Annotated in this window: 14 protein-coding genes and 1 tRNA gene; 8 read left to right on the top strand and 7 right to left on the bottom strand. The window is 58.2% G+C overall.

Annotation, left to right across the window (positions count from 1 at the left end):
- Nucleotides 1-137 precede the first annotated feature (137 nt).
- The 3 genes from gnpA (at nucleotide 138) to galE (ending at nucleotide 5,000) form a co-directional block, all read left to right on the top strand.
- A complete protein-coding gene (gene gnpA / locus NBH12_RS03590; protein ID WP_250819181.1) occupies nucleotides 138-2,390 on the top strand; it encodes a 1,3-beta-galactosyl-N-acetylhexosamine phosphorylase in 2,253 nt (750 codons plus the stop codon).
- A gap of 377 nt (nucleotides 2,391-2,767) precedes the next feature.
- Complete coding sequence (gene nahK / locus NBH12_RS03585) at nucleotides 2,768-3,838, top strand: N-acetylhexosamine 1-kinase (RefSeq protein ID WP_052787883.1); 1,071 nt, start codon at nucleotides 2,768-2,770, stop codon at nucleotides 3,836-3,838.
- 139 nt (nucleotides 3,839-3,977) lie between these two features.
- A complete protein-coding gene (galE, locus tag NBH12_RS03580; RefSeq protein ID WP_025222092.1) occupies nucleotides 3,978-5,000 on the top strand; it encodes a UDP-glucose 4-epimerase GalE in 1,023 nt (340 codons plus the stop codon).
- Nucleotides 5,001-5,127: 127 nt separating this feature from the next.
- Here galE and NBH12_RS03575 read toward each other — a convergent pair whose 3' ends face one another.
- Entirely contained in the window at nucleotides 5,128-5,811 is a 684-nt protein-coding gene (locus tag NBH12_RS03575; protein ID WP_003829955.1) for a LuxR C-terminal-related transcriptional regulator, read from the bottom strand.
- The gene (locus NBH12_RS03570; RefSeq protein ID WP_025332434.1) at nucleotides 5,808-7,094 is read right to left on the bottom strand and encodes an ATP-binding protein; all 1,287 of its coding nucleotides are present in this window, start codon (nucleotides 7,092-7,094) and stop codon (nucleotides 5,808-5,810) included. Before NBH12_RS03570 ends, NBH12_RS03575 begins: the two co-directional genes overlap by 4 nt.
- 128 nt (nucleotides 7,095-7,222) lie before the next feature.
- On the opposite strand from NBH12_RS03570, the gene NBH12_RS03565 reads away from it, so the two are divergent.
- The 3 genes from NBH12_RS03565 to NBH12_RS03555 all read left to right on the top strand — a co-directional run bounded on the left by NBH12_RS03565 (nucleotide 7,223) and on the right by NBH12_RS03555 (nucleotide 11,466).
- Entirely contained in the window at nucleotides 7,223-8,905 is a 1,683-nt protein-coding gene (locus NBH12_RS03565; RefSeq protein ID WP_025332433.1) for a PspC domain-containing protein, read from the top strand.
- Nucleotides 8,902-9,621, top strand: coding sequence for a hypothetical protein (locus NBH12_RS03560; RefSeq protein WP_025332432.1), 720 nt, complete (start codon nucleotides 8,902-8,904; stop codon nucleotides 9,619-9,621). The genes NBH12_RS03565 and NBH12_RS03560 overlap by 4 nt, the downstream gene beginning before the upstream one ends.
- 120 nt (nucleotides 9,622-9,741) lie before the next feature.
- Complete coding sequence (locus NBH12_RS03555) at nucleotides 9,742-11,466, top strand: alpha/beta hydrolase family protein (RefSeq protein WP_016462566.1); 1,725 nt, start codon at nucleotides 9,742-9,744, stop codon at nucleotides 11,464-11,466.
- Between the two features lie 17 nt (nucleotides 11,467-11,483).
- Here the strand turns inward: NBH12_RS03555 and NBH12_RS03550 are convergent, their stop codons facing one another.
- From NBH12_RS03550 to NBH12_RS03530, 5 genes are all read right to left on the bottom strand, one after another.
- Nucleotides 11,484-12,116, bottom strand: a complete 633-nt coding sequence (locus tag NBH12_RS03550) for a DUF4125 family protein (protein WP_003829960.1) — start codon at nucleotides 12,114-12,116, stop codon at nucleotides 11,484-11,486.
- Between the two features lie 9 nt (nucleotides 12,117-12,125).
- On the bottom strand, nucleotides 12,126-14,327 hold the full coding sequence (locus tag NBH12_RS03545) for a DUF4037 domain-containing protein (RefSeq protein ID WP_016462564.1): 2,202 nt from the start codon (nucleotides 14,325-14,327) through the stop codon (nucleotides 12,126-12,128).
- 83 nt (nucleotides 14,328-14,410) lie between these two features.
- Nucleotides 14,411-15,601, bottom strand: a complete 1,191-nt coding sequence (locus tag NBH12_RS03540; protein WP_106631012.1) for an MFS transporter — start codon at nucleotides 15,599-15,601, stop codon at nucleotides 14,411-14,413.
- A gap of 114 nt (nucleotides 15,602-15,715) precedes the next feature.
- Nucleotides 15,716-15,991 (bottom strand): maltose ABC transporter permease, encoded by a 276-nt coding sequence (locus NBH12_RS03535; RefSeq protein WP_223261670.1) that lies wholly within the window; start codon nucleotides 15,989-15,991, stop codon nucleotides 15,716-15,718.
- A gap of 191 nt (nucleotides 15,992-16,182) precedes the next feature.
- A tRNA-Pro gene (locus NBH12_RS03530) sits at nucleotides 16,183-16,256 on the bottom strand.
- Nucleotides 16,257-16,350: 94 nt separating this feature from the next.
- Between NBH12_RS03530 and lysS the strand changes: the two genes are divergently transcribed.
- Nucleotides 16,351-18,033: a lysine--tRNA ligase gene (gene lysS, locus NBH12_RS03525; RefSeq protein WP_003829965.1), complete on the top strand. Its 1,683-nt coding sequence runs from the start codon at nucleotides 16,351-16,353 to the stop codon at nucleotides 18,031-18,033.
- 157 nt (nucleotides 18,034-18,190) lie between these two features.
- Nucleotides 18,191-19,156, top strand: coding sequence for a 1,4-dihydroxy-2-naphthoate octaprenyltransferase (gene menA, locus NBH12_RS03520; protein WP_021649288.1), 966 nt, complete (start codon nucleotides 18,191-18,193; stop codon nucleotides 19,154-19,156).
- Nucleotides 19,157-19,230: the final 74 nt, after the last annotated feature.

The following is a 19,230-nucleotide window of genomic DNA, read 5'->3' as shown; positions in this document are numbered from 1 at the left end:
GCAATCGTCCGGCGTCACCGTAGCGTCAAGGATCTACGCAGTCAGGGCCCTAGAACCCGCGATGACGCCGGCCATTTTTTTGTTGTGGCATTTCGTCGCCATGCTTTCCCATTCGACCGTTCTATAGAGGAGAACTCATGAGTACTGGCCGCTTCACTTTGCCGAGTGAGGAGAATTTTGCTGAAAAGACCAAGGAGCTTGCCGAATTGTGGGGCGCGGATGCTATCCGCAACTCGGATGGCACGCATCTTGATGAGGATGTGCTCGCTCTTGGCAAGAAGATATACAGTGCGTATTTCCCGACGCGTGCGCATAACGAGTGGATCACTCTGCATATGGACGAGACGCCGCAGGTGTACCTGCTGACGGATCGTATCCTGGCGGAGTCGGATGCGGTGGATGTGCCGTTGATGGATGGTTTCTTCGAGGAGCAGCTCAAGCCGAACCGTGACGCGGACCCACACAGGTATTGGGAGGTCGTGGACCGCACGACGGGCGAAGTCGTGCCGCCCGAACAGTGGACGCTGGACGCGGGCGAGGATACCGTGCACGTGACCGCTGCCGTGCCGATGCACGAGTACACGGTTTCGTTCTTGGCCTACATCATCTGGGATCCGGTCGAGATGTACAACCATCTGACCAACGACTGGGGCGACAAGGAGCACGAGATCCCGTTCGACATCTACCATCCCGCCACCCGAAAGTTCGTGTTCGACACGTTCGCGAGGTGGCTGAAGGACAGCCCGCAGACTGATGTGGTGCGTTTCACCACGTTCTTCTACCAGTTCACATTGCTGTTCGACGCCAAGCGTCGCGAAAAGGTGGTCGACTGGTTCGGCTGTGCCTGCACCGTGAGCCCGCGTGCCTTGGACGACTTCGAGAAGGAATATGGATATCGTCTGCGTCCTGAGGACTTTGTGGATGGTGGCGCCTACAACAGCGCATGGCGTGTGCCCAGAAAGGCCCAGCGCGACTGGATCGACTTCCTGTCTGGCTTCGTGCGCAAGAACGTCAAGCAGCTGGCGGATATGTCCCATGCGGCCGGCAAGGAGGCGATGATGTTCCTGGGCGACCAATGGATCGGCACCGAACCCTACAAGGACGGGTTCGACGAGCTTGGCTTGGATGCGGTGGTGGGTTCGATCGGCGACGGCACCACGACCCGCATGATCGCGGACATTCCCGGCGTCAAATACACGGAGGGCCGTTTCCTGCCGTACTTCTTCCCGGACACGTTCTATGAGGGCAACGACCCGAGCATCGAGGGGCTCGACAACTGGCGCAAAGCCCGCCGCGCGATCCTCAGGTCCCCGATCTCCCGCATGGGCTACGGCGGCTACCTGTCCCTGGCCGCGAAGTTCCCGAAGTTCGTGGACACCGTCACGCACATCGCGGACGAGTTCCGCGACATCCACGATCGCACCGACGGGGTGGCCGCCGAGGGCGAATTGAACGTGGCGATCCTGAACTCGTGGGGCAGGATGCGCTCCTGGATGGCGTTCACCGTGGCGCACGCGCTGCCCAACAAGCAGACGTACTCGTATTACGGGATCCTGGAGTCCCTGTCCGGCATGCGCGTCAACGTCAGGTTCGTCAGCTTCGATGACATCCTCGAGCACGGCGTCGACCCGGATATCGACGTGATCATCAACGGCGGCCCGGTGGACACGGCGTTCACTGGCGGCGACGTGTGGGCGAATCCGAAGCTCGTGGAGACCCTGCGCGCATGGGTGCGTGACGGCGGTGCGCTGGTGGGCGTTGGCGAGCCGAGCTCGCTGCCGCGCTTCCAGGCGGGCCGCTTCTTCCAGCTGGCGGACGTGCTGGGCGTGGACGAGGAGCGCTTCCAGACCCTGTCGGTGGACAAGTACTTCCCGCCCGTCACACCCGAGCATTTCATCACCACGGACGTGCCCGTGGACCCGACGGCCCGCGGGGCCTGGGAGCGGGCCGGCTACCGTGCGCCCCTGTCGGGCTGCGGCGGCGGCCAGGGCATCGCCCCGTTGGGCGGCATCGACTTCGGCGAAGCCGTGGCGAATACGTATCCGGTCAGCGAGGATGTGACCCTGTTGCGCGCGGACAACGGCCAGGTGCAGCTCGCGGCCAACGAATACGGCAAGGGCCGCGGCGTCTATATCTCCGGCCTGCCGTATTCGGCGGCCAACGCCAGGTTGTTGGAACGTGCCCTGTTCTGGGCCTCCCACAAGGAGGACCGGTACGCGGCGTGGAGCTCCAGCAACCCGGAGTGCGAGGTCGCCCACTTCCCCGGACAGGGCTTGTACTGCGTGGTCAACAACACCGACCAGCCGCAGACGACCACCGTGACCCTGGCCGACGGGTCGAGCGAGACCTTCGACCTCCAGCCCAGCGGCATCGCCTGGCGCAACGACTGACAAAGTTAGTCCACCGAGGGGAGAAATGCGGAAAATAGAAGGCTTTCTCCCCTCAAAGAGGTACATCGGTCCCCATGCAGAATGCTATCTGCTTTCAAAGGGGTGCCGGTTCGTCGAAAATCCAAGTATGGGCGTTGAAATATCAACATCTATACTTGGATTTTCCGCATCGAGGTACCTCTTTGAAAGCAGATAGCATTCTGCAACGGCCAGAATGTACCTCTTTGGAAACAGATACCCCTGTATGCGCGTTCGTCCACGGTGTTGTGGCTCGTTCTCGGATGTTGCAAATCATATCAATGTCTATTTATGCATATATACTTAACAAATAAGCAATGCCGCTTATTGCGGCTTCATAGGGAGAATGGACTTTCATCATGACCGCAAGCAAGGAAACGCTATTTAACATCGCCTCGCATTTTGCACTGGAGGGCAATGTCGCCAACATCGAGCCCTATGGCGACGGGCATATCAACACCACTTATCTGGTGACCACTGATGGCCCCCGTTACATCCTGCAGCGGATGAACACCAGCATTTTCCCCGATACGGTAAATCTGATGCGCAATGTCGAACTAGTTACTTCTGCCCTCAAAGCTCGGGGTAAGGAGACATTGGATATCGTGCCCACCACTTCCGGCGCAACGTGGGAAGAGATCGATGGCGGTGCGTGGCGTGTATACAGATTCATCGAGCACACCGTGTCTTACAATCTCGTGCCGAATCCAGATGTATTCCGTGAGGCCGGCAGGGCATTCGGCGACTTCCAAAATTTCCTGTCCGGGTTCGATGCCGGTCAGCTGACCGAGACCATCGCGCACTTCCACGACACCCCTCATCGTTTTGAGGATTTCAAGGCCGCCCTTGCCGCGGACAAGCTCGGCCGTGCCGCAAGCTGCCAGCCGGAGATTGACTTCTATCTGGCCCATGCTGACCAGTACGCCACCGTGATGGATGGATTGAAGGACGGCTCGATTCCGCTGCGTGTGACTCATAACGACACCAAGCTGAACAACATTCTCATGGATGCCACCACCGGAAAGGCGCGTGCGATCATCGACCTCGACACCATCATGCCGGGCTCAATGCTGTTCGATTTCGGTGATTCGATTCGCTTTGGAGCCTCCACTGCTTTGGAAGATGAGAAAGATTTGGATAAAGTGCATTTCAGCACTGAGCTGTTCCGTGCTTACGCCGAAGGTTTTGTGGGGGAGCTGCGCGGCAGCATCACCGAGCGTGAGGCCGAGCTGTTGGCTTTCAGCGGCAACCTGCTCACCATGGAATGCGGCATGCGTTTCCTCGCCGATTATCTGGAGGGCGACGTGTACTTTGCCACGAAGTATCCTGAACACAATCTGGTACGTACCCGTACCCAGATCAAGCTGGTGCAGGAGATGGAGCAGAAGGTTGATGAGACGCACGCCATCGTTGCGGACATCATGAAATAGAATGTAGTCCCGGCCAATAGTTCACATTTATGAACACGAGCGAACAGAAAACTTGCGCAAAAGTTCGATTTTGGCACAATCTGTGATAAAGTAAGCAGCGAAGGAAAACCGAAGGCAACATCCTTCTCAAGGAGGAAACATGACCACTGTTCTGGTTACGGGCGGCGCTGGATTTATTGCTACCCATACCGACATCGAACTGCTCAACAAGGGCTATGACGTTATTTCCGTGGACAACTACGGCAATTCGTCTCCTGTCGCATTGGAGCGTGTCGAGCAAATCACCGGCAAGCCGGTCAAGCGCTACGACGGCGACGTGCGTGACGAGGCTCTGATGGAGCGCGTCTTCACTGAAAACAACATCGACTGGGTCATTCACTTCGCCGGTCTCAAGGCCGTGGGTGAGTCCGTAGCCAAGCCGATCGAATACTACGACAACAACCTGTACTCCACGCTCGTGCTCCTCAAGGTGATGAAGAAGCACAACGTCAAGAAGATCATCTTCTCCTCCTCCGCCACCGTGTACGGCAGCCCGAAGGAGCTGCCGATCACCGAGGAAACGCCGACTGGCGGCACCACCAACCCGTACGGCACCTCCAAGCTGTTCCAAGAGCAGATCCTGCGCGACGTTCACGTGGCCGATCCGTCCTGGACCATCGTGCTGCTGCGCTACTTCAACCCGGTTGGCGCTCACGAGTCCGGCCTGCTTGGCGAGGATCCGAAGGGCATTCCGGCAAACCTCACCCCGTACGTGGCCAAGGTCGCGGTTGGTGAGCTGAAGGCCGTTCAGGTCTACGGCGACGATTACGACACCCCTGACGGCACCGGCGTGCGCGACTACATCCACGTGGTCGACCTGGCCAAGGGCCACGTGGCCGTTATCGACCACATCGACAAGGAAGGCGTGTTCGTCTACAACCTGGGTACCGGCCACGGCTACTCCGTGCTTGAGGTCATCAAGGCTTACGAGAAGGCCGCCGGTCATCCGATTCCGTACACGATCAAGCCGCGTCGCCCCGGTGACATCGCCGCCTGCTACGCCGACGCTTCCAAGGCGGAGAAGGAGCTTGGCTGGAAGGCCGAGCTGACCATCGACGACATGGCCGCCTCCTCCCTCAACTGGCAGACCAAGAACCCCAACGGTTTCCGCGACGCCGAGTGACGTTATTGGCTCCCGCTGGCGGGAGCTGTCGAACGCAGTGAGACTGAGGGTGGTTTGTGCCGCGTGGCGTTGACCACCCTCAGTCGGCTACGCCGACAGCTCCCGCCAGCGGGAGCTGTCTTATATCTCACACAATCCGTCGATCGGCGGCCCAGCGCGTGAGCTCGGTGCGATTCGAAAGCTGAAGCTTTCGTAGCACCGAGCTCACGTGCGTTTCGACCGTCTTAATCGAAATGAACAGTTCCACGGCAACTTCCTTATATGTGTATCCGCGGGCAATCAATCGCATGACTTCTTGTTCGCGGGCGGAAAGTCTGTCCAGTTCCTCGTCATGCACAGGCGCGGCACCATCGGCTCCGGCGGCCGGCACACCTTGGAATGCAGAAAGCACGAATCCGGCCAGCTTCGGCGAAAACACGGCATAGCCCTCATGCACCTGCTTGATGGAGGAAATCAAATCGGCTCCGGTAATCGTCTTGGTCACATACCCCTGGGCGCCGGCGCGAATCACCGAACCCACATCCTGAGGCGCATCCGAAACCGACAGCGCAAGAAACACAGTAGCGGGGGAGTAGGCGCGTGACTTGGTAAGGATCTCGGCACCGCCGCCACCTTCGCCGCCCGGCACGTGCACGTCCAGCAATACCACTTGTGGTTTGGTCTGGGCAATCATCGCCACCGAGCCGGGCACGTCCGCCGCCTGGCCGACGATATCAAAAGAGTCTCGCAGTGTGGCAATCACGCCGGCGCGAAACATTTCGTGGTCATCCACTACCGCCACGCGAATGCGGTCTGCTGCAGCTTCACTCATCGATGCTCTCCTTGTGTCGATTTCAATGCAATCGGCATATGCATTCTCACTTCGGTGCCCCAGCCGGCTCTGGATACGATTTCCACTGTACCGCCGCGGCGTTTGATACGCCCGATAATCGACTCACGGATGCCTAATCGGTCTGGCGGTATTGTATCGATATCAAATCCTTCGCCGTGGTCGCGCACGAACACTTCGACCGTCGTATCTGTAGCTTCGCAGTAGAGGGAGATCGGCTCGCTGCCATGTGTGACGGCATTGACCAGCGCCTGACGCGTGGCGTCCAACAGCGCATCGGTCTGGGCGCTTGGATGGGCATCGCCCACAGTGACCACCTCAATCGGTTTGCCATGTTCGTCCTCAACCTCGGCGGCGATCTGCTTCAGCCCGGCGCTGACGGAACGATCCGATGTGGAACGTTCCTGATACAGCCATTCGCGCAGCTCGCGTTCTTGCCCGCGCGCCAGGGTGAACACAGTGGCGGGGTCTTCGGAATGCAGTTGGATGAGCGCCAGCGTCTGCAACACGCCATCATGCAGATGGGCGGTCATGTCCGCGCGCTCTTCCTCGCGCTCCTTCAACGCCTGCTCGCGGGAAAGCCTTTGTAGCATGGCATTCGCCCATGGCATCACCGCCAGTACAATGCACGCAATCATAATGAATCCACTGAGCATGATGCGACGTGGCGAGGTGCCCCACCCGACGTAGGTCACGTTCGACACATATATGGCCCATCCCATGAAAATGAGTGCGATGCCACCCAGCATGGAGAGCAGCTGTGTGCCGTTCGGGCTTAGATTCATCCAGGCCAAGGCTATGCCGGCCAGTCCAAGCAGCAGCGGAATGATGAGTTGGCTATCAGCGCCGGTGCCGACCAGCAGCAGGCCGATGGTCAGCAACACGAACCCGGCCAACGCCACTAACGCAGGTTTCGGGGCGCGCTGGATGGCTTCGGATAATGACTCAGCCGAGACGGCCGTGTCTTCAACGCCGGCCTGTGCGGGCTGGTTGCCCCGCGCGAGCGGAGCTTGCTCCACTGGTATATGTTCCGCACTTGCCACAGCCTGAGGATCGCCGGCCGGCATGAAAATCCATAGGAACACATAGGCGATAATGCCGGCACCATACAAGCAGGTCAGTGCAATGAATGCCAGCCGAACCCACATCACAGAAATGCCGAGATGTAGTGCGATGCCTTTGCAGACGCCGGTGAGCCAGCGGCCTCGTTTGGGTCGCGTCAACGGCATACGCGCGGGCAGCAGCGGTTCGGGAATTGATGTCATATCTCTATTGTGCCGCGTTCAGGGCTTTGGAACCGGGGTTTTACATGGTGTTCAGGGAACAATCAGGGTGTTCCCCGAGCCTTGTGGTTGCGTTCGGGCTGTGTAATGGAAGCATGAGCAGTCCACATATGAATTCGTATCAACAGCCGCAGCCGGGCAAAGCTCCGCGGCGTTTCTTTACATGGGTGCGTTCTTCCGGATTAATCCGCGGCAATGATCGTTGGATTGGCGGCGTATGCAGTGGTATCGCGCAGCGTCTCGGTTGGAGTCCGACATTAGTGCGTGCGCTGATGATTGTGGCCACGCTGTTCTTTGGTTTTGGCGCGGCGCTATACGCAATGGGATGGTTTCTCATTCCCGATGTGCGCAGCGGGCAGATTCTCGCCGAAGATTTGATTGAAGGCCAGTGGGATTGGAATTGTCTTGGCTGCTTCCTGTTTATGGCTGTGGCTGTGCTGATTCCAGGCGCCGGCTGGGTGTGCATTGCGCTCGCCGCTCTGGTGCTGTGGCTGATTGCGCAAAGCGGTGTTCGTCAGCAGGAAGGATACGGTTTCGGGTACCACGGTGGTCAGTCCACCGCGCCGCCGAATAATCCGAACGGACCGAATAATCCGAATAACCTTGCACCGAACCCCTCTATGCAACCGTCTGCAACGATGCCTCCATATGTTTCACAACCTGTTTCACAGTCGGTTCCATATGTTTCACAGCCTGTTCCGCAGGCGGGGCAGCGGCCGTATAATCCCACAAGCGGCTCTGCGGCGATGCCGGTAGATGGCATCCCTGCGGGCAAGTATGCAATGCCCAATCCTGTCGCGGCTGCGGCGCCGCGTTCCTCCACCCGCCGCAAGCCGGCCGGCCCGGTTGTGGTGCTGAGCGTATTGGGACTGTCCTTCATTTCTTTCGCTGCCGTTATGGCGGTGATTTGGGAATATGACATGGACGTCAGTGGCATCGTGCGCGTGGGCACCATATGGATTTCCGCAGTATGCGTGGTGATGGGTCTGATTGTCATTGTGCTGGGATTCAAGGGGCGTCGTGCAGGTGGACTGATTCCGCTGGGCTTGATGGCCGGAGCCTGCGCGATGTGCATGATTATCGCGAGCGGTACGTATGCCATCCGCCATTACGATGCGACGCATACCAATATCAGTTACACGGATATCACGCTGTCCAGTGCTGGCGGCCATGCGTCGGTGGACGCGTATGGTATGAACCAGGTGCAGGTCAACGACCAGTTTTATGCGGATTCCAGCCAACGGACATTCGATAAACTCGTGAGGGGCGTATGGTTCTCCGGTGACGACTACGACTCCAGCCAGGCTGTGCTTGACCTGTCGGATTGGGAAAGCAGCCATGCGCCTCATAAGCTGGAATTGTCGAATGGCAATACGTCCATCAGCAACTGCCCGGCGGGAACCATCACCATATCCGCGGTTCAGGCTCAGGTTCACATCATTCTTCCTGACGGGTGCTCCTACGGCATTGGCAGTGCGTGGCGCGGGTACACGTACAGCAACAGCATGGGCGGCAAGTATGCGGTGATATATGACACGGTGGACCTTATCGGGTTTTCCGATACCGATCAGGGGTATTCCATCGACAGCTATGACACCAACTATGCCTGGATGACGGACGATAGCAAAATGCCGGCAAATGGCCCTGAGCTGCTCGTAGACATCCCCTTCTCGGCCGGCGCCCGGGTGAATATGATCTATATCTCGGATTGGGAAGGGTCGACGTATATGCAATTCAGGAACAACTTCGATACGACGAACGGATACACCGAGGACTCAGGGAAGGCAGAATGATGAGCGACGACACCAAGGAACTGAAGACCATCGAAGACCAGGCCAAGACCCGTCCGCTGTCGGTATCCGACGATGCAGACGAGACCAAGGTGCTGCATTCGCCCGATAATGAAACGGCGGCTGAGACCGAGGTGCTGCCAACAGCTGCAGATGCGGTGGAGACCTCGGCCCTGCCCGTGGTTGACGGCAGTATTGATGAGACTCGGCCAATGACTACGGCGGCTGATGGTTCGGCAACGACGGTGATTCCGGCTGCTGACGACAATCAGGAATCCGAAGATATCGTGTCGGACGACCACGAGAAGACGATTCCTCTGGAGGCGGTTGCCGATACGTCAATTCCGCCCGCAAACGACATTCCGCTCTATGCGGCGGGCAACGCTTGCTCGGGGAATGAACAGACTGCATCTGGAACTTCGCCTAATGCGGAATTCGCCTCATCCGCACAGCATGTGGATGCTCAGTCTCAGTCGAGCACAAGGATGGAACCTGCCAAGAAAAGCAGCATCAGTACACTGACCGTTGTCTTCGGTCTATTGGGCGTATTGATTGGCGCACTGGGGTTGCTCTTCGGCGTGACGTTCCCCGATATGCTGATCACACAGTTCGCCGCTGATCCGCAGGTGTTGGTGGCTATTGTCTGCGCAATAGTGGGCGTGGTCTTGGTGACCATAGCTATCGTGTGGGCCATTATGGGCGCCGTGAAGAAAAAATAACTCGTATTGTTTGGCAAGCCCCTTTGCGAGCACAGCTGACTGAGGGGCTAAGAAATCATACTTCGGTACTATGCGATATCTGAAGTAAGGCGTTCTATGCTTGTGGGGGAGGTAGAACGGATGACGCGGATCACAGTGCGGCGAGTGCTGAATATCGCTGCGATTGCGGTGGTGATTGCGTTAGTGTTCTCCCTGCTTGGCTGGGCGATGATGCCGCAGTGGAGCACTCGGCCTTATAGCGATCATATTGCCGTTTCCTCGCCTGATCCCGCTATTGCTCCTGCTCATGCGGACATTCCGCATGAGGGCAGATATCGCACTCGTGAAACGAAGTTGTCTATTGAAGTGGACGATGGAGTCACGTTGCCGGCCATCTTGCGGGAGCCGATTGATGCGCCTGGCAGTCGCCCGGCCTGCCTGTTCATCCATGGATCCGGCACCAGCGGGGCCGAGGACTTCGGCGACATTGCCAACGCTATGGCATCCGCCGGTATTGTGACGCTGGTTCCGGCCAAGCGCAATGACAATTACACCGTGCTGCATCGCGACTACCAGCGATTCGCCCGCGAATACAGCAGTTCTTTGGATGTGTTGCGTAGCACTGCAGGCGTCGATCCGGCAAAAACCGGCATCTACGCCGAATCCGAAGGCACATGGATATCCACGATTCTGGCATCCAAGCGGCAGGATATCGCTTTTGCCGTCCTGACTTCGGCACCAGTATTTAAAGGTCGCGAGCAAATGGCCATGGCCGTCAGCGCCTATATGCATGAAGCCGGCGCGCCCGCTCCTGTGGTCAAAGACACGGCCAAACTCATGTCGCTCAACTACGCTCCTTTTGATCTTGCCTATGCCGATTTCGATGCCGATCATTACCTGCGTTCTTTGACCATGCCGCTTCTGGTGAATTACGGCGCTTATGACACCGCCATGCCCATTGAGCAAGGTGCGCAGCGCATCATTGACGCGGCTCGCAGCGCAGGCAATGAGAACGTTACTGTGCGGTACTTTGTCGGCAACCATCAGATGCGGGCCGGCAAGGGACTGTTCACGCTGAATCTACCGTTGGCGCAAGGGTATACGCAGGCGTTGGAGAACTGGGTGAATGGTATTGCCGCAGGTGCTCAGGCTGACGGATGGGCCACGCCACAGATCGCCGGAGTGCATCCTCATCAGCAGTTTGCGGCACCGCAGCAAACCAAGTCGGGTATTATCGGCTCGCTTGGTGTGTTGGCGGGCATCATGATTGCAGGCCCGGTGCTTATGCTCGTTGCAGTCATATTTGGTATTGCCATGGATATTGTGGATTGGCTGCGCATGCGCGGTGCGTTGGATCGGCGTGTACCAGGACGAAACATGCCTGTCGGATGGAATCAGCCGTATCGGAGAGATGCCGGTACGCATGTTGACGATGACGGCAACCGTCACCGGCGTCGTAATGCAATAGTCGTTGACGGTAACCGCCTGTACATGTTGCGCGATCGGCGTGCGATGCATGCCAATCCTGTGTTGGCGTGGCGGGCCATGCCACGTGGTGTTGCAGGGCCTATTGCCGGCTTAGGCGTTGCGATAATGGTGATTACCGTGCTGCTGTACGGGTATATGGGTGCCGTAGGGGTGGCGGCTGTATATGTTATGCCGCATCCGCGGCTTTTCGGCATCGGATGGCGGGTATTGCAGGCGTTGACGGTGGTGCTGGTACTGCTGTTCGCCGTGGTCGCGGAGCGGTTATGGCGTCACCGCGCAGACATCATGGGCGCTCGCCGTGCGGCCGGCATCATCATGGTGGTGGCCGCGCTCGCTACATGCACTACACTGGCATTCTGGGGTCTATTCAGCCTGTAGTTGTGGTGCGCGCAGCGTCAGCGTTGAGCCGCCTCGGCCTCGTCAAGAGTGCTGAACCCGCCGAGTTGCACGGTGTTCAGCAAAGTTTCTTCGGTGATGTTGTGCTGAGGGGTTGTGTCGGCTCGTTCGCGGATCATCGCTTCATAGAGGTCAAAAGTCATGTCGGAGTATGTGCCGAGTTCGCCGCGTAGATATGTTTCAAATGAGGTGGTCGTTGGCGTGTCCTCGGCGGTGGTCAGCACGCGCATCGCCTCGCCAAGCTTTGGGTACCGCGAACGGAAATCGGCGGCCCACGCCACTTGCTGGGCGATTACCTGTTCTTGCCTGGACACACGAGATTCAGTCAGGCGCGGAATGTACGGTTCGATGTTCTTTGCGAAGTCGTCGGGTGCGGTGGAGGCCATCATGCGGCCGTATTTTTCGGTGACGAGATTGCGGCCAACGTGGTCGGCTTCGTCCAAATCAGCGGCGTAGCTGGAGAGCAATGGCCGTTCCCATGTGAGGAACTGGGCCAAACGCATCTGGTGGAAAACCGGCCAATTGCCTTGGCAGGCGGCACGGCCGCCCTCGTTATTGGTGTGCTGAAATTGGTTCCATTCATGGTGCACAATGGTTTCACGCAGTTCGTCGGTGGTAAGGTTGTCGGTCATCTTCGAGCCTCACAAACTCTTGAGCACTGGATCGTTGGAGGCGATGTGATCTTCAATGTAAGGCCGTTGCCATTCCAGGAAGGTTTCGGTTGATGTGGTCAGGTGTTCCCTCTGGAGTTCCTTGACAATCTCTGCGGCGATATGTTCCACAATCCCGTTGATTTGGTCAATCGCCGGGGCGGAACCCTTGCCGCCCTCGCCGAAACCGGCGCCGCCGTAGCAAGCCGCTGAGCTCAGACGCATTACGCTTTCCAGTTGTTCGGCCACATCAGGCAGCAGCGCGAACATCGATTTGGACAGCTTGCGCAGTGCCGCGAACTGCCATTTGTAGTACGGCAGATAGCCGGCCACCATCGGCACATTGATGAGAAACACCAATGAGGAGGCGGCATTCACGAACTCGTGGATGGACAGCCATGCGGCGGCGCCATCGCCACGTTTCAGCGAACGTGGCAGATTGTATTGACCGGCTTGTGCGATCATGCCCAAACGCTTGGAAATCAGTGCCAGTCGCATATCGTCCGGCATATCTTTGAATCCTTGGCGGGTCTTGGAGAATTGCCCGGTGGGGTCTGCAAACACCTCGCCATTAGTGGCGGCGGCCAGTGTGGCCTCATCCAACATCAACCATTCGTGAGGCGAAGTCTGTGCCGGAGCGGTGCGGTATCCGGTGATCGACTCGAAGAAATCACCGATACGGAACACGCCATCGCGTCGGTTTGCGCCCTGTGCGCGTGGAGTGGCGGGGGAGGGAGTGCCATGGTCTGTTGCAATAGCCGAGGTATTCGTGGAGAATACCGCATGCCCTTGTGCGTCAATGCTGAAGTCTCGGGGCAGCGCGTCATAATCGGTCTGCAGTTGCTCGCCTATGGCGGTGTAATCCTCATCGGAAAGCCACAGGCAGAATCGCGGGCCGAAGTCATGGTCCTGCGAATATGCGTCATCGAACCCATAGCATTCCGATCCGTGTCCCACCAGACCGGCGGCGATGCGAGAAACATATTGTGGGTACTTTGTCGAGAGCATCGGTTTGCCGACCTGCGTCCAGAAAGCGCGGGCCAGTTTCAGGCCGGAAATTCCAACTACAGAAGTGGCGGTTGCGGCGGAATCGGATACCAAGGCAGTCGGCATGACTGGTGCATCGGTGGAATTTTGGCAAGAGGTGCCGGCGTTGGTCGCTTCCTGTGCGGACGCAGTGGTTGCATCCGTAGTGTCATTCGGAACGATATCGATACCCGCGGCTTGTGCCTGGGACTCGGCCTGCCGCAGATTGTCTTCGGTGATACGCCAGTAATCGGTGTCCTTGCCGTAGCATTCCTCGATCACGTCCAGCGCATGACGGTACCCGGCGACGGCATCTGCATATCGCTTTTCGGCAAAGCATACCTGCGCGTAGCCGGCCAATGCGGAGGCGTAATGTGCGGAATGCTCCAGATGACCGGTCTTATAGATATCCAATGCCTTGGCCGCGTGCCAGTGGGCGCCTTCCAGCTTGTGCTCGGTCAGCAAGGTCAGCGCCAGATTTGTATGCGAGCTGGCCACATCGATATCCTCGTCCGGGTTCACGCTCGATGCTTCGATGATGCGGAGTGCTTCGCGCAGCTCAAGCTCGGCCTTATCCGGTCGGTTCGTTTCGCTGTAGAGCATTGAGAGGTTATTGTGAAGCGCCGCAAGTCTGCGGTCGGTGGGCGCCAGCGAATGACGGCATACATCCTGGGCCTGGTGGTAGAGGTCTTCGGCCTGGTCATATTGCTTGGCGGCGCGCATGGCGGTGGCGCAGTTGATGAGCGTGGTGGCCCATGCTTCGGATGTGCCGGTGGTCAGGCCCATGCGAGCGGCCAGTTCCAGAGCTCGCTGCACGATCCACTGGTTGTCCTTATGACGTCCTTGCGAACGGTAGAAGCCCATTGTTTCGTTGAGTACGGTCAACAGTCCGGCTTCATCGCCGGCATTCTCTGCGTCAACCATCGCCTGTTCCAAATACGGGCCGGCTTCGGTGGCGGCCGCATGACGGTCGAAAATCGCGTCCAATCCGTTCAGGAATTGTTGGGTGTCAAAGCTCGTTGACGATTGTTCGGCGTTGGTCGCGGCCTGATTTTCTGGGTTGTTCGCGTGTTGTGCCGCGGCCGCTGCGTCTGTGTCGTCAGCATCATTCGGGCCGTGAGCGAATTGTGCGGCAAATTGTTTGAGCAATGCTTCTTCGTCAGCCACGAGAGACCTCCCTGAATCGCGTCTGATTCCAGTCTATTAATACTGTGCACAGACACGTCAGGGAATAGGCTGTGAGCTTGGTCTCAGTCGACCTTGATTTCACGCATGCGATGGATGGCCTCGGTGTCCGTTTCGCATCGCCATGAGTAGAACGTGAGCAGGCCGACTGCGAGCAGGGTGAGAGGAACGCCACCCAAACCGGTGAAGCGGTAGTTCATGGAGAATGAAGTGAGCATAGCACCGCCCACAATCGAGCCGATGGCATTGCCAAAATTGAATGCCACTTGTACGGCGGCTCCTGCAATGAGTTCGCCGCCTCCCTGACCGGCCTCGGTCATCAGTAATTGTTGCGGTGCGGAGATGAAGAACAATCCGAATGCAATCCAGAACGTCAACAACGCGGTAGTGCCATGGTTGCCGGGCAGCAGCACCACAAGCAGCAGACCAATGCAGGAGATGGACTGGCCGAGAGCGGCAGTGCCGGCATGACGCCACCGATCGGTAATACGGCCACCGATGATGCCGCCAACTACCATGCCGAATCCGGCGAGCATCATCAGCATTGGTACGAGGGAAGATGACCAGCCACCAGTCTTTTGCAGCCAGGGAGAGATGTAGCTCCACCAGCAGAACACGCCTGCGTTGCCAGTGAACACGGCAGCCAAGATCACCCAGGGGCCTCGGCGAGTGAGGAATTTGAACTGACCGGCGATGCCGGCATCTTTGATTGGTGCCACGAATGGAATCCATGCCAGTGACAGCACTATCGTCATTGCGGACCATGCGGCCAGAATGCCGAAGGCAAGACGCCAGGAGAGAAACTCGGCCATCAAGGTGCCTGCCGGCACGCCCAACATATTGGCCAAAGTTTGTCCCGTGACCATTATGGATACGGCCTGCGCCTCTTTGCCTTTATCGGCCAGGGTTTTGGCGATAAGCGTGGCGGTGCCGAAGAATGCGCCGTGCGGCAGACCGGAGATGAATCGCGCAATGACGAGCATGGCAGCGTTGGCTGAGAATGCGGAGAACAGGTTACCCATCAAGGCGATAACCATGAACGCAATAATGAGATCCTTTGGTGGCACTTTGCGGCCGAACACCAGAATCAATGTGCCGAAACACACGCCGATGGCATACGCGGAAATATAGTGGCCGGCGGTAGGGATGTCCACGCCGGTGGCGGCTGCGGCCTGCGGCAGAATGCCCATCATCACGAACTCGGCGGCGCCGAGAATGAATGCGCCTGAGGCCAGCGCAAGCAAGCTCTTCTTCATATTTCCTCTCATGAGATTTCACGGTATTGCATACGGAAGCAGCGATCGATTGATTCGGGCGATATGTTACGGTGCGCCATCAACAATGCCATGAGCATGTGTTGCTTTGAATGCTTATTCCTTGTGCCGGTATTTATTCAGAGTCGTGCTGCACTTGAATAATGTTTTTTCGACACCTGCAACCATTCCAGCAATGAAATATCGCTGAAGAAATAGATAGGCAATGATGACGGGCAGTGCTGCGAGCAACGCAGCTGCGGCGCCTGTTCCGATATTGTTAGTTTGAGCTGCGAAAAATGCGGCTACTTGTGGAGCGATGGCATGTGGTGGTGCTCGATCGACCAAGAAGTCTGTCTGGGTGCAAATGCGCATTCCCGAAGATATTGCCATTGCGTCGGTGGATGGAACCGTTGATTGGCGGATTCTAGTGGTGGTTGCAACACAGGTGTTGCAACCACCACTAGAATCCGCCGACTTTCTTTAAGTCTCGGAACCCAAAATAATGATGTGGATAGTGATACTTGGTGAGGATAAAACAAAAAAAGGAGAAACGTTGAAAGATCAACGTTTCTCCTTATGGGTCGGGCTGGCGGGATTTGAACCCGCGGCCTCTTCGTCCCGAACGAAGCGCGCTACCAAGCTGCGCTACAGCCCGTTTTGGCAACAGTCGTAGATATTACATTATGGTGCTGGACAAAGCAACTCGGCATGTCGTTCTTAATCGTAGGCTTTGCGTACACTGATGAACCATGGCTGAAGTTGTTGAGAACACTGAAAATACTGAGAACGAAACCCCGGCAGTCCCGCAGATGAGCACTGTTGAGCGTGCGGAAATGCTGCTCAAGCAGGATGCCACTATCCGTGAGAAAATCAAGTCCGGCGCCACGCTGGACGAGGCCGTGGATCCCTCCAACAAGGAGTTCGGCCCGCTGGGTCACCCCGAGCAGGTGCAGATGCGCGTGGCCAAGCGCGCGATGATGCTTGAGTCCGGCATTGCCCCCTACCCGGTGCACCTTGATGTGACCAACACCATCGAAGAGGTACGCGCCAAGTACGACGGCAAGCTCGAAGCTGGCCAGGAGACCGAAGACATGGTCGGCATCGCCGGCCGCGTGCTGTTCCTGCGCAACGCTGGCGGCCTGTGCTTCGTGCAGCTGTCCGCCGGCGACGGCACCAGGATTCAGGGCATGATCTCCAAGAAGGAGATCGGAGCCGACTCCTTGAAGCAGTTCAAGCAGCTCGTTGACCTTGGCGATCATCTGTACCTGAAGGGTCGCGTCATCGCTTCCAAGACCGGTGAGCTGTCCGTATTCGCCACCGAATGGGCCATCGCATCCAAGGCTCTGCAGCCGCTGCCGGCCCTGCACAAGGATCTGAACGAAGACACCCGCACCCGCAAGCCGTACATCGGCATGATCGCGGACGAGAACATTCGCAACATGGTGCGCAATCGTTCCAAGGCCGTGGCATCCCTGCGTCGCACCTTCGATGCCCACGACTTCCTCGAGGTCGAAACCCCGATGCTGCAGACCCTGCACGGTGGCGCGGCCGCCCGTCCGTTCACCACGCACATGAACGCCTTCGACCTGGATCTGTACCTGCGCATCGCCCCGGAACTGTTCCTCAAGCGCTGCCTGGTCGGCGGCATCGACCGTGTGTTCGAGATCAACCGCGACTTCCGCAACGAGGGCGTCGACGCCACCCATGCTCCCGAGTTCACTATGGTCGAGGCCTACCAGGCCTACGGCACCTATGATTCCATCGGCCAGCTGGTCAAGGAACTCGTGCAGCAGACCGCTATGGACGTCTACGGTTCGCACAAGGTCACGCTGCTCGACGGCACTGAATACGACTTCGGCGGCGAATGGAAGACCATCAGCATGTACGACTCCCTGTCCGAGGCATTGGGCGAGGAAATCGTGCCGAACGGCGGCCCCGAGCACCCCGGTACCTCCGTGGAGCATCTGGGCGAGATTGCCGACAAGCTCGGTGTGGAGCGTGACGACGTGGAGAACCACGGCAAGCTCGTCGAGCACCTGTGGGAGCACTTCTACGAGGACAAGCTCTACGAGCCCACTTTCGTGCGTGACTTCCCGGTTGAAACCTCCCCGCTGGTCAAGGGGCACCGCACCAAGCCCGGCGTGGTGGAGAAGTGGGATCTCTATGTGCGCGGCTTCGAGCTGGCCACTGGCTACTCCGAGCTCAACGATCCGATCGTGCAGCGCGAACGCTTCGTGGCTCAGGCCAAGGACGCGCTCGCCGGTGACGAGGAAGCCTGCGATATTGATGAGGACTTCCTCGAGGCCCTTGGTGTGGGCATGCCCCCGGCAGGCGGCATGGGCATGGGCATTGACCGACTGCTTATCGCGCTGACCGGTGCCACGATTCGCGAGACCATCACCTTCCCGCTGGTCAAGCCGCTGGTTGGCTGAAACCTATTTCCGGCTCCCCTCGGGTGAGGGGAGCTGTCGAACGAAGTGAGACTGAGGGGAGTCGAAGGGTGATACCGCCAGCGACTCCCCTCAGTCACTTACGGTGACAGCTCCTCTCAGAGAGGGGAGCCGAGTTATATCGGAAAGAAGGTTGCTTATGTCCATTGGTTTGTGGCTCAAGGGTGCGCGTCCCAAGACGTTGGCCACCTCCATCGCCTCGGTGATGGTGGGTGCGGCGATGGCTCGTGTGCATATCGAGCAGATGGGCACCTGCGTCGCAATCTATCCTGAGCCGGCTTATTGCGCCGCGAACCGGGCGCAGCAGGATCTGCTGTTAGGTCGGTTCTGGACGGTGACTTTCCTGTGCCTGTTGGTGGCGCTGTTCCTGCAAATCGCCGTCAACTATGCGAATGATTACTCCGATGGCGTTCGCGGTACCGATGCCGGACGTGGTGGTAGTGAATCGCAATCCGGCAAACCGCAGCGGCTGACCGAATCCGGTCTGGTGCCGGCCAAGCACGTATTCATTGCGGCAATCATCTGTGCAGGTATCGCCTGCGTCTGCGGCATTGCCGCCATCGTGATTTCCCAAGCATGGTGGCTGTTTGCCGTGGGCGCGGCCTCGCTAGTGGCCGGCTGGTTCTACACCGGTGGCAAGCATCCGTACGGTTATGTCGGTCTTGGAGAGGTCGGCGTGTTCCTGTTCTTCGGTCTGTCCGCAGTGTTGGGCACCGAATATGCGCTGTGTGGCATGGTGGATGTCGGCGGTCTGCTGGGTGCCGTGGCGGCAGGATTGTTCTCCTGCCACATACTGATGGTGAACAACCTACGTGATATCGACGAAGACCGCGAACATAACAAACGTACACTGGCCGTGCGTATGGGGGAGTCCGGTGCACGCACGTTGCTGATTGTGTGCTGTGCTATTGCATGGATTATTGCCCTACTGATGTGCGGCACATTATGGTGGCCGTGGGGTGTGGTGCTGCTGCTCTCTGGAGCGGGTGTGCCGGTGCGTATGATTTCCAGCGTCAAGAAGCATGCATTTGGCCCCGCTTTGGGTGCTGCCAGCTTCCAGACGCTGCTGTTCGCAGTGGTGCTTGCACTTTCCGTAGCGCTGTAATTCCCTCAGTCAGCTACGCCGACAGCTCCCCTTGGGAAGGGAGCCGGGAAAAGGAACGCGGCGTTGTGACCTAA

This window comes from Bifidobacterium sp. M3-N-101 (genome assembly GCF_023656805.1).
Lineage (GTDB): Bacteria > Actinomycetota > Actinomycetes > Actinomycetales > Bifidobacteriaceae > Bifidobacterium > Bifidobacterium breve.
The sequence above is the reverse complement of the archived record's forward strand: the minus strand, read 5'-3'. Positions and strand labels throughout refer to the sequence as shown.

Bases quoted from the DNA above. Each gene is read 5' to 3' on its own strand.
- gnpA (WP_250819181.1), top strand. From the start codon at position 138: ATGAGTACTGGCCGCTTCACTTTGCCGAGTGAGGAGAATTTTGCTGAA.
- nahK (WP_052787883.1), top strand. From the start codon at position 2,768: ATGACCGCAAGCAAGGAAACGCTATTTAACATCGCCTCGCATTTTGCA.
- galE (WP_025222092.1), top strand. From the start codon at position 3,978: ATGACCACTGTTCTGGTTACGGGCGGCGCTGGATTTATTGCTACCCAT.
- NBH12_RS03575 (WP_003829955.1), bottom strand. From the start codon at position 5,811: ATGAGTGAAGCTGCAGCAGACCGCATTCGCGTGGCGGTAGTGGATGAC.
- NBH12_RS03570 (WP_025332434.1), bottom strand. From the start codon at position 7,094: ATGACATCAATTCCCGAACCGCTGCTGCCCGCGCGTATGCCGTTGACG.
- NBH12_RS03565 (WP_025332433.1), top strand. From the start codon at position 7,223: ATGAATTCGTATCAACAGCCGCAGCCGGGCAAAGCTCCGCGGCGTTTC.
- NBH12_RS03560 (WP_025332432.1), top strand. From the start codon at position 8,902: ATGATGAGCGACGACACCAAGGAACTGAAGACCATCGAAGACCAGGCC.
- NBH12_RS03555 (WP_016462566.1), top strand. From the start codon at position 9,742: ATGACGCGGATCACAGTGCGGCGAGTGCTGAATATCGCTGCGATTGCG.
- NBH12_RS03550 (WP_003829960.1), bottom strand. From the start codon at position 12,116: ATGACCGACAACCTTACCACCGACGAACTGCGTGAAACCATTGTGCAC.
- NBH12_RS03540 (WP_106631012.1), bottom strand. From the start codon at position 15,601: ATGAAGAAGAGCTTGCTTGCGCTGGCCTCAGGCGCATTCATTCTCGGC.
- NBH12_RS03535 (WP_223261670.1), bottom strand. From the start codon at position 15,991: ATGGCAATATCTTCGGGAATGCGCATTTGCACCCAGACAGACTTCTTG.
- lysS (WP_003829965.1), top strand. From the start codon at position 16,351: ATGGCTGAAGTTGTTGAGAACACTGAAAATACTGAGAACGAAACCCCG.
- menA (WP_021649288.1), top strand. From the start codon at position 18,191: ATGTCCATTGGTTTGTGGCTCAAGGGTGCGCGTCCCAAGACGTTGGCC.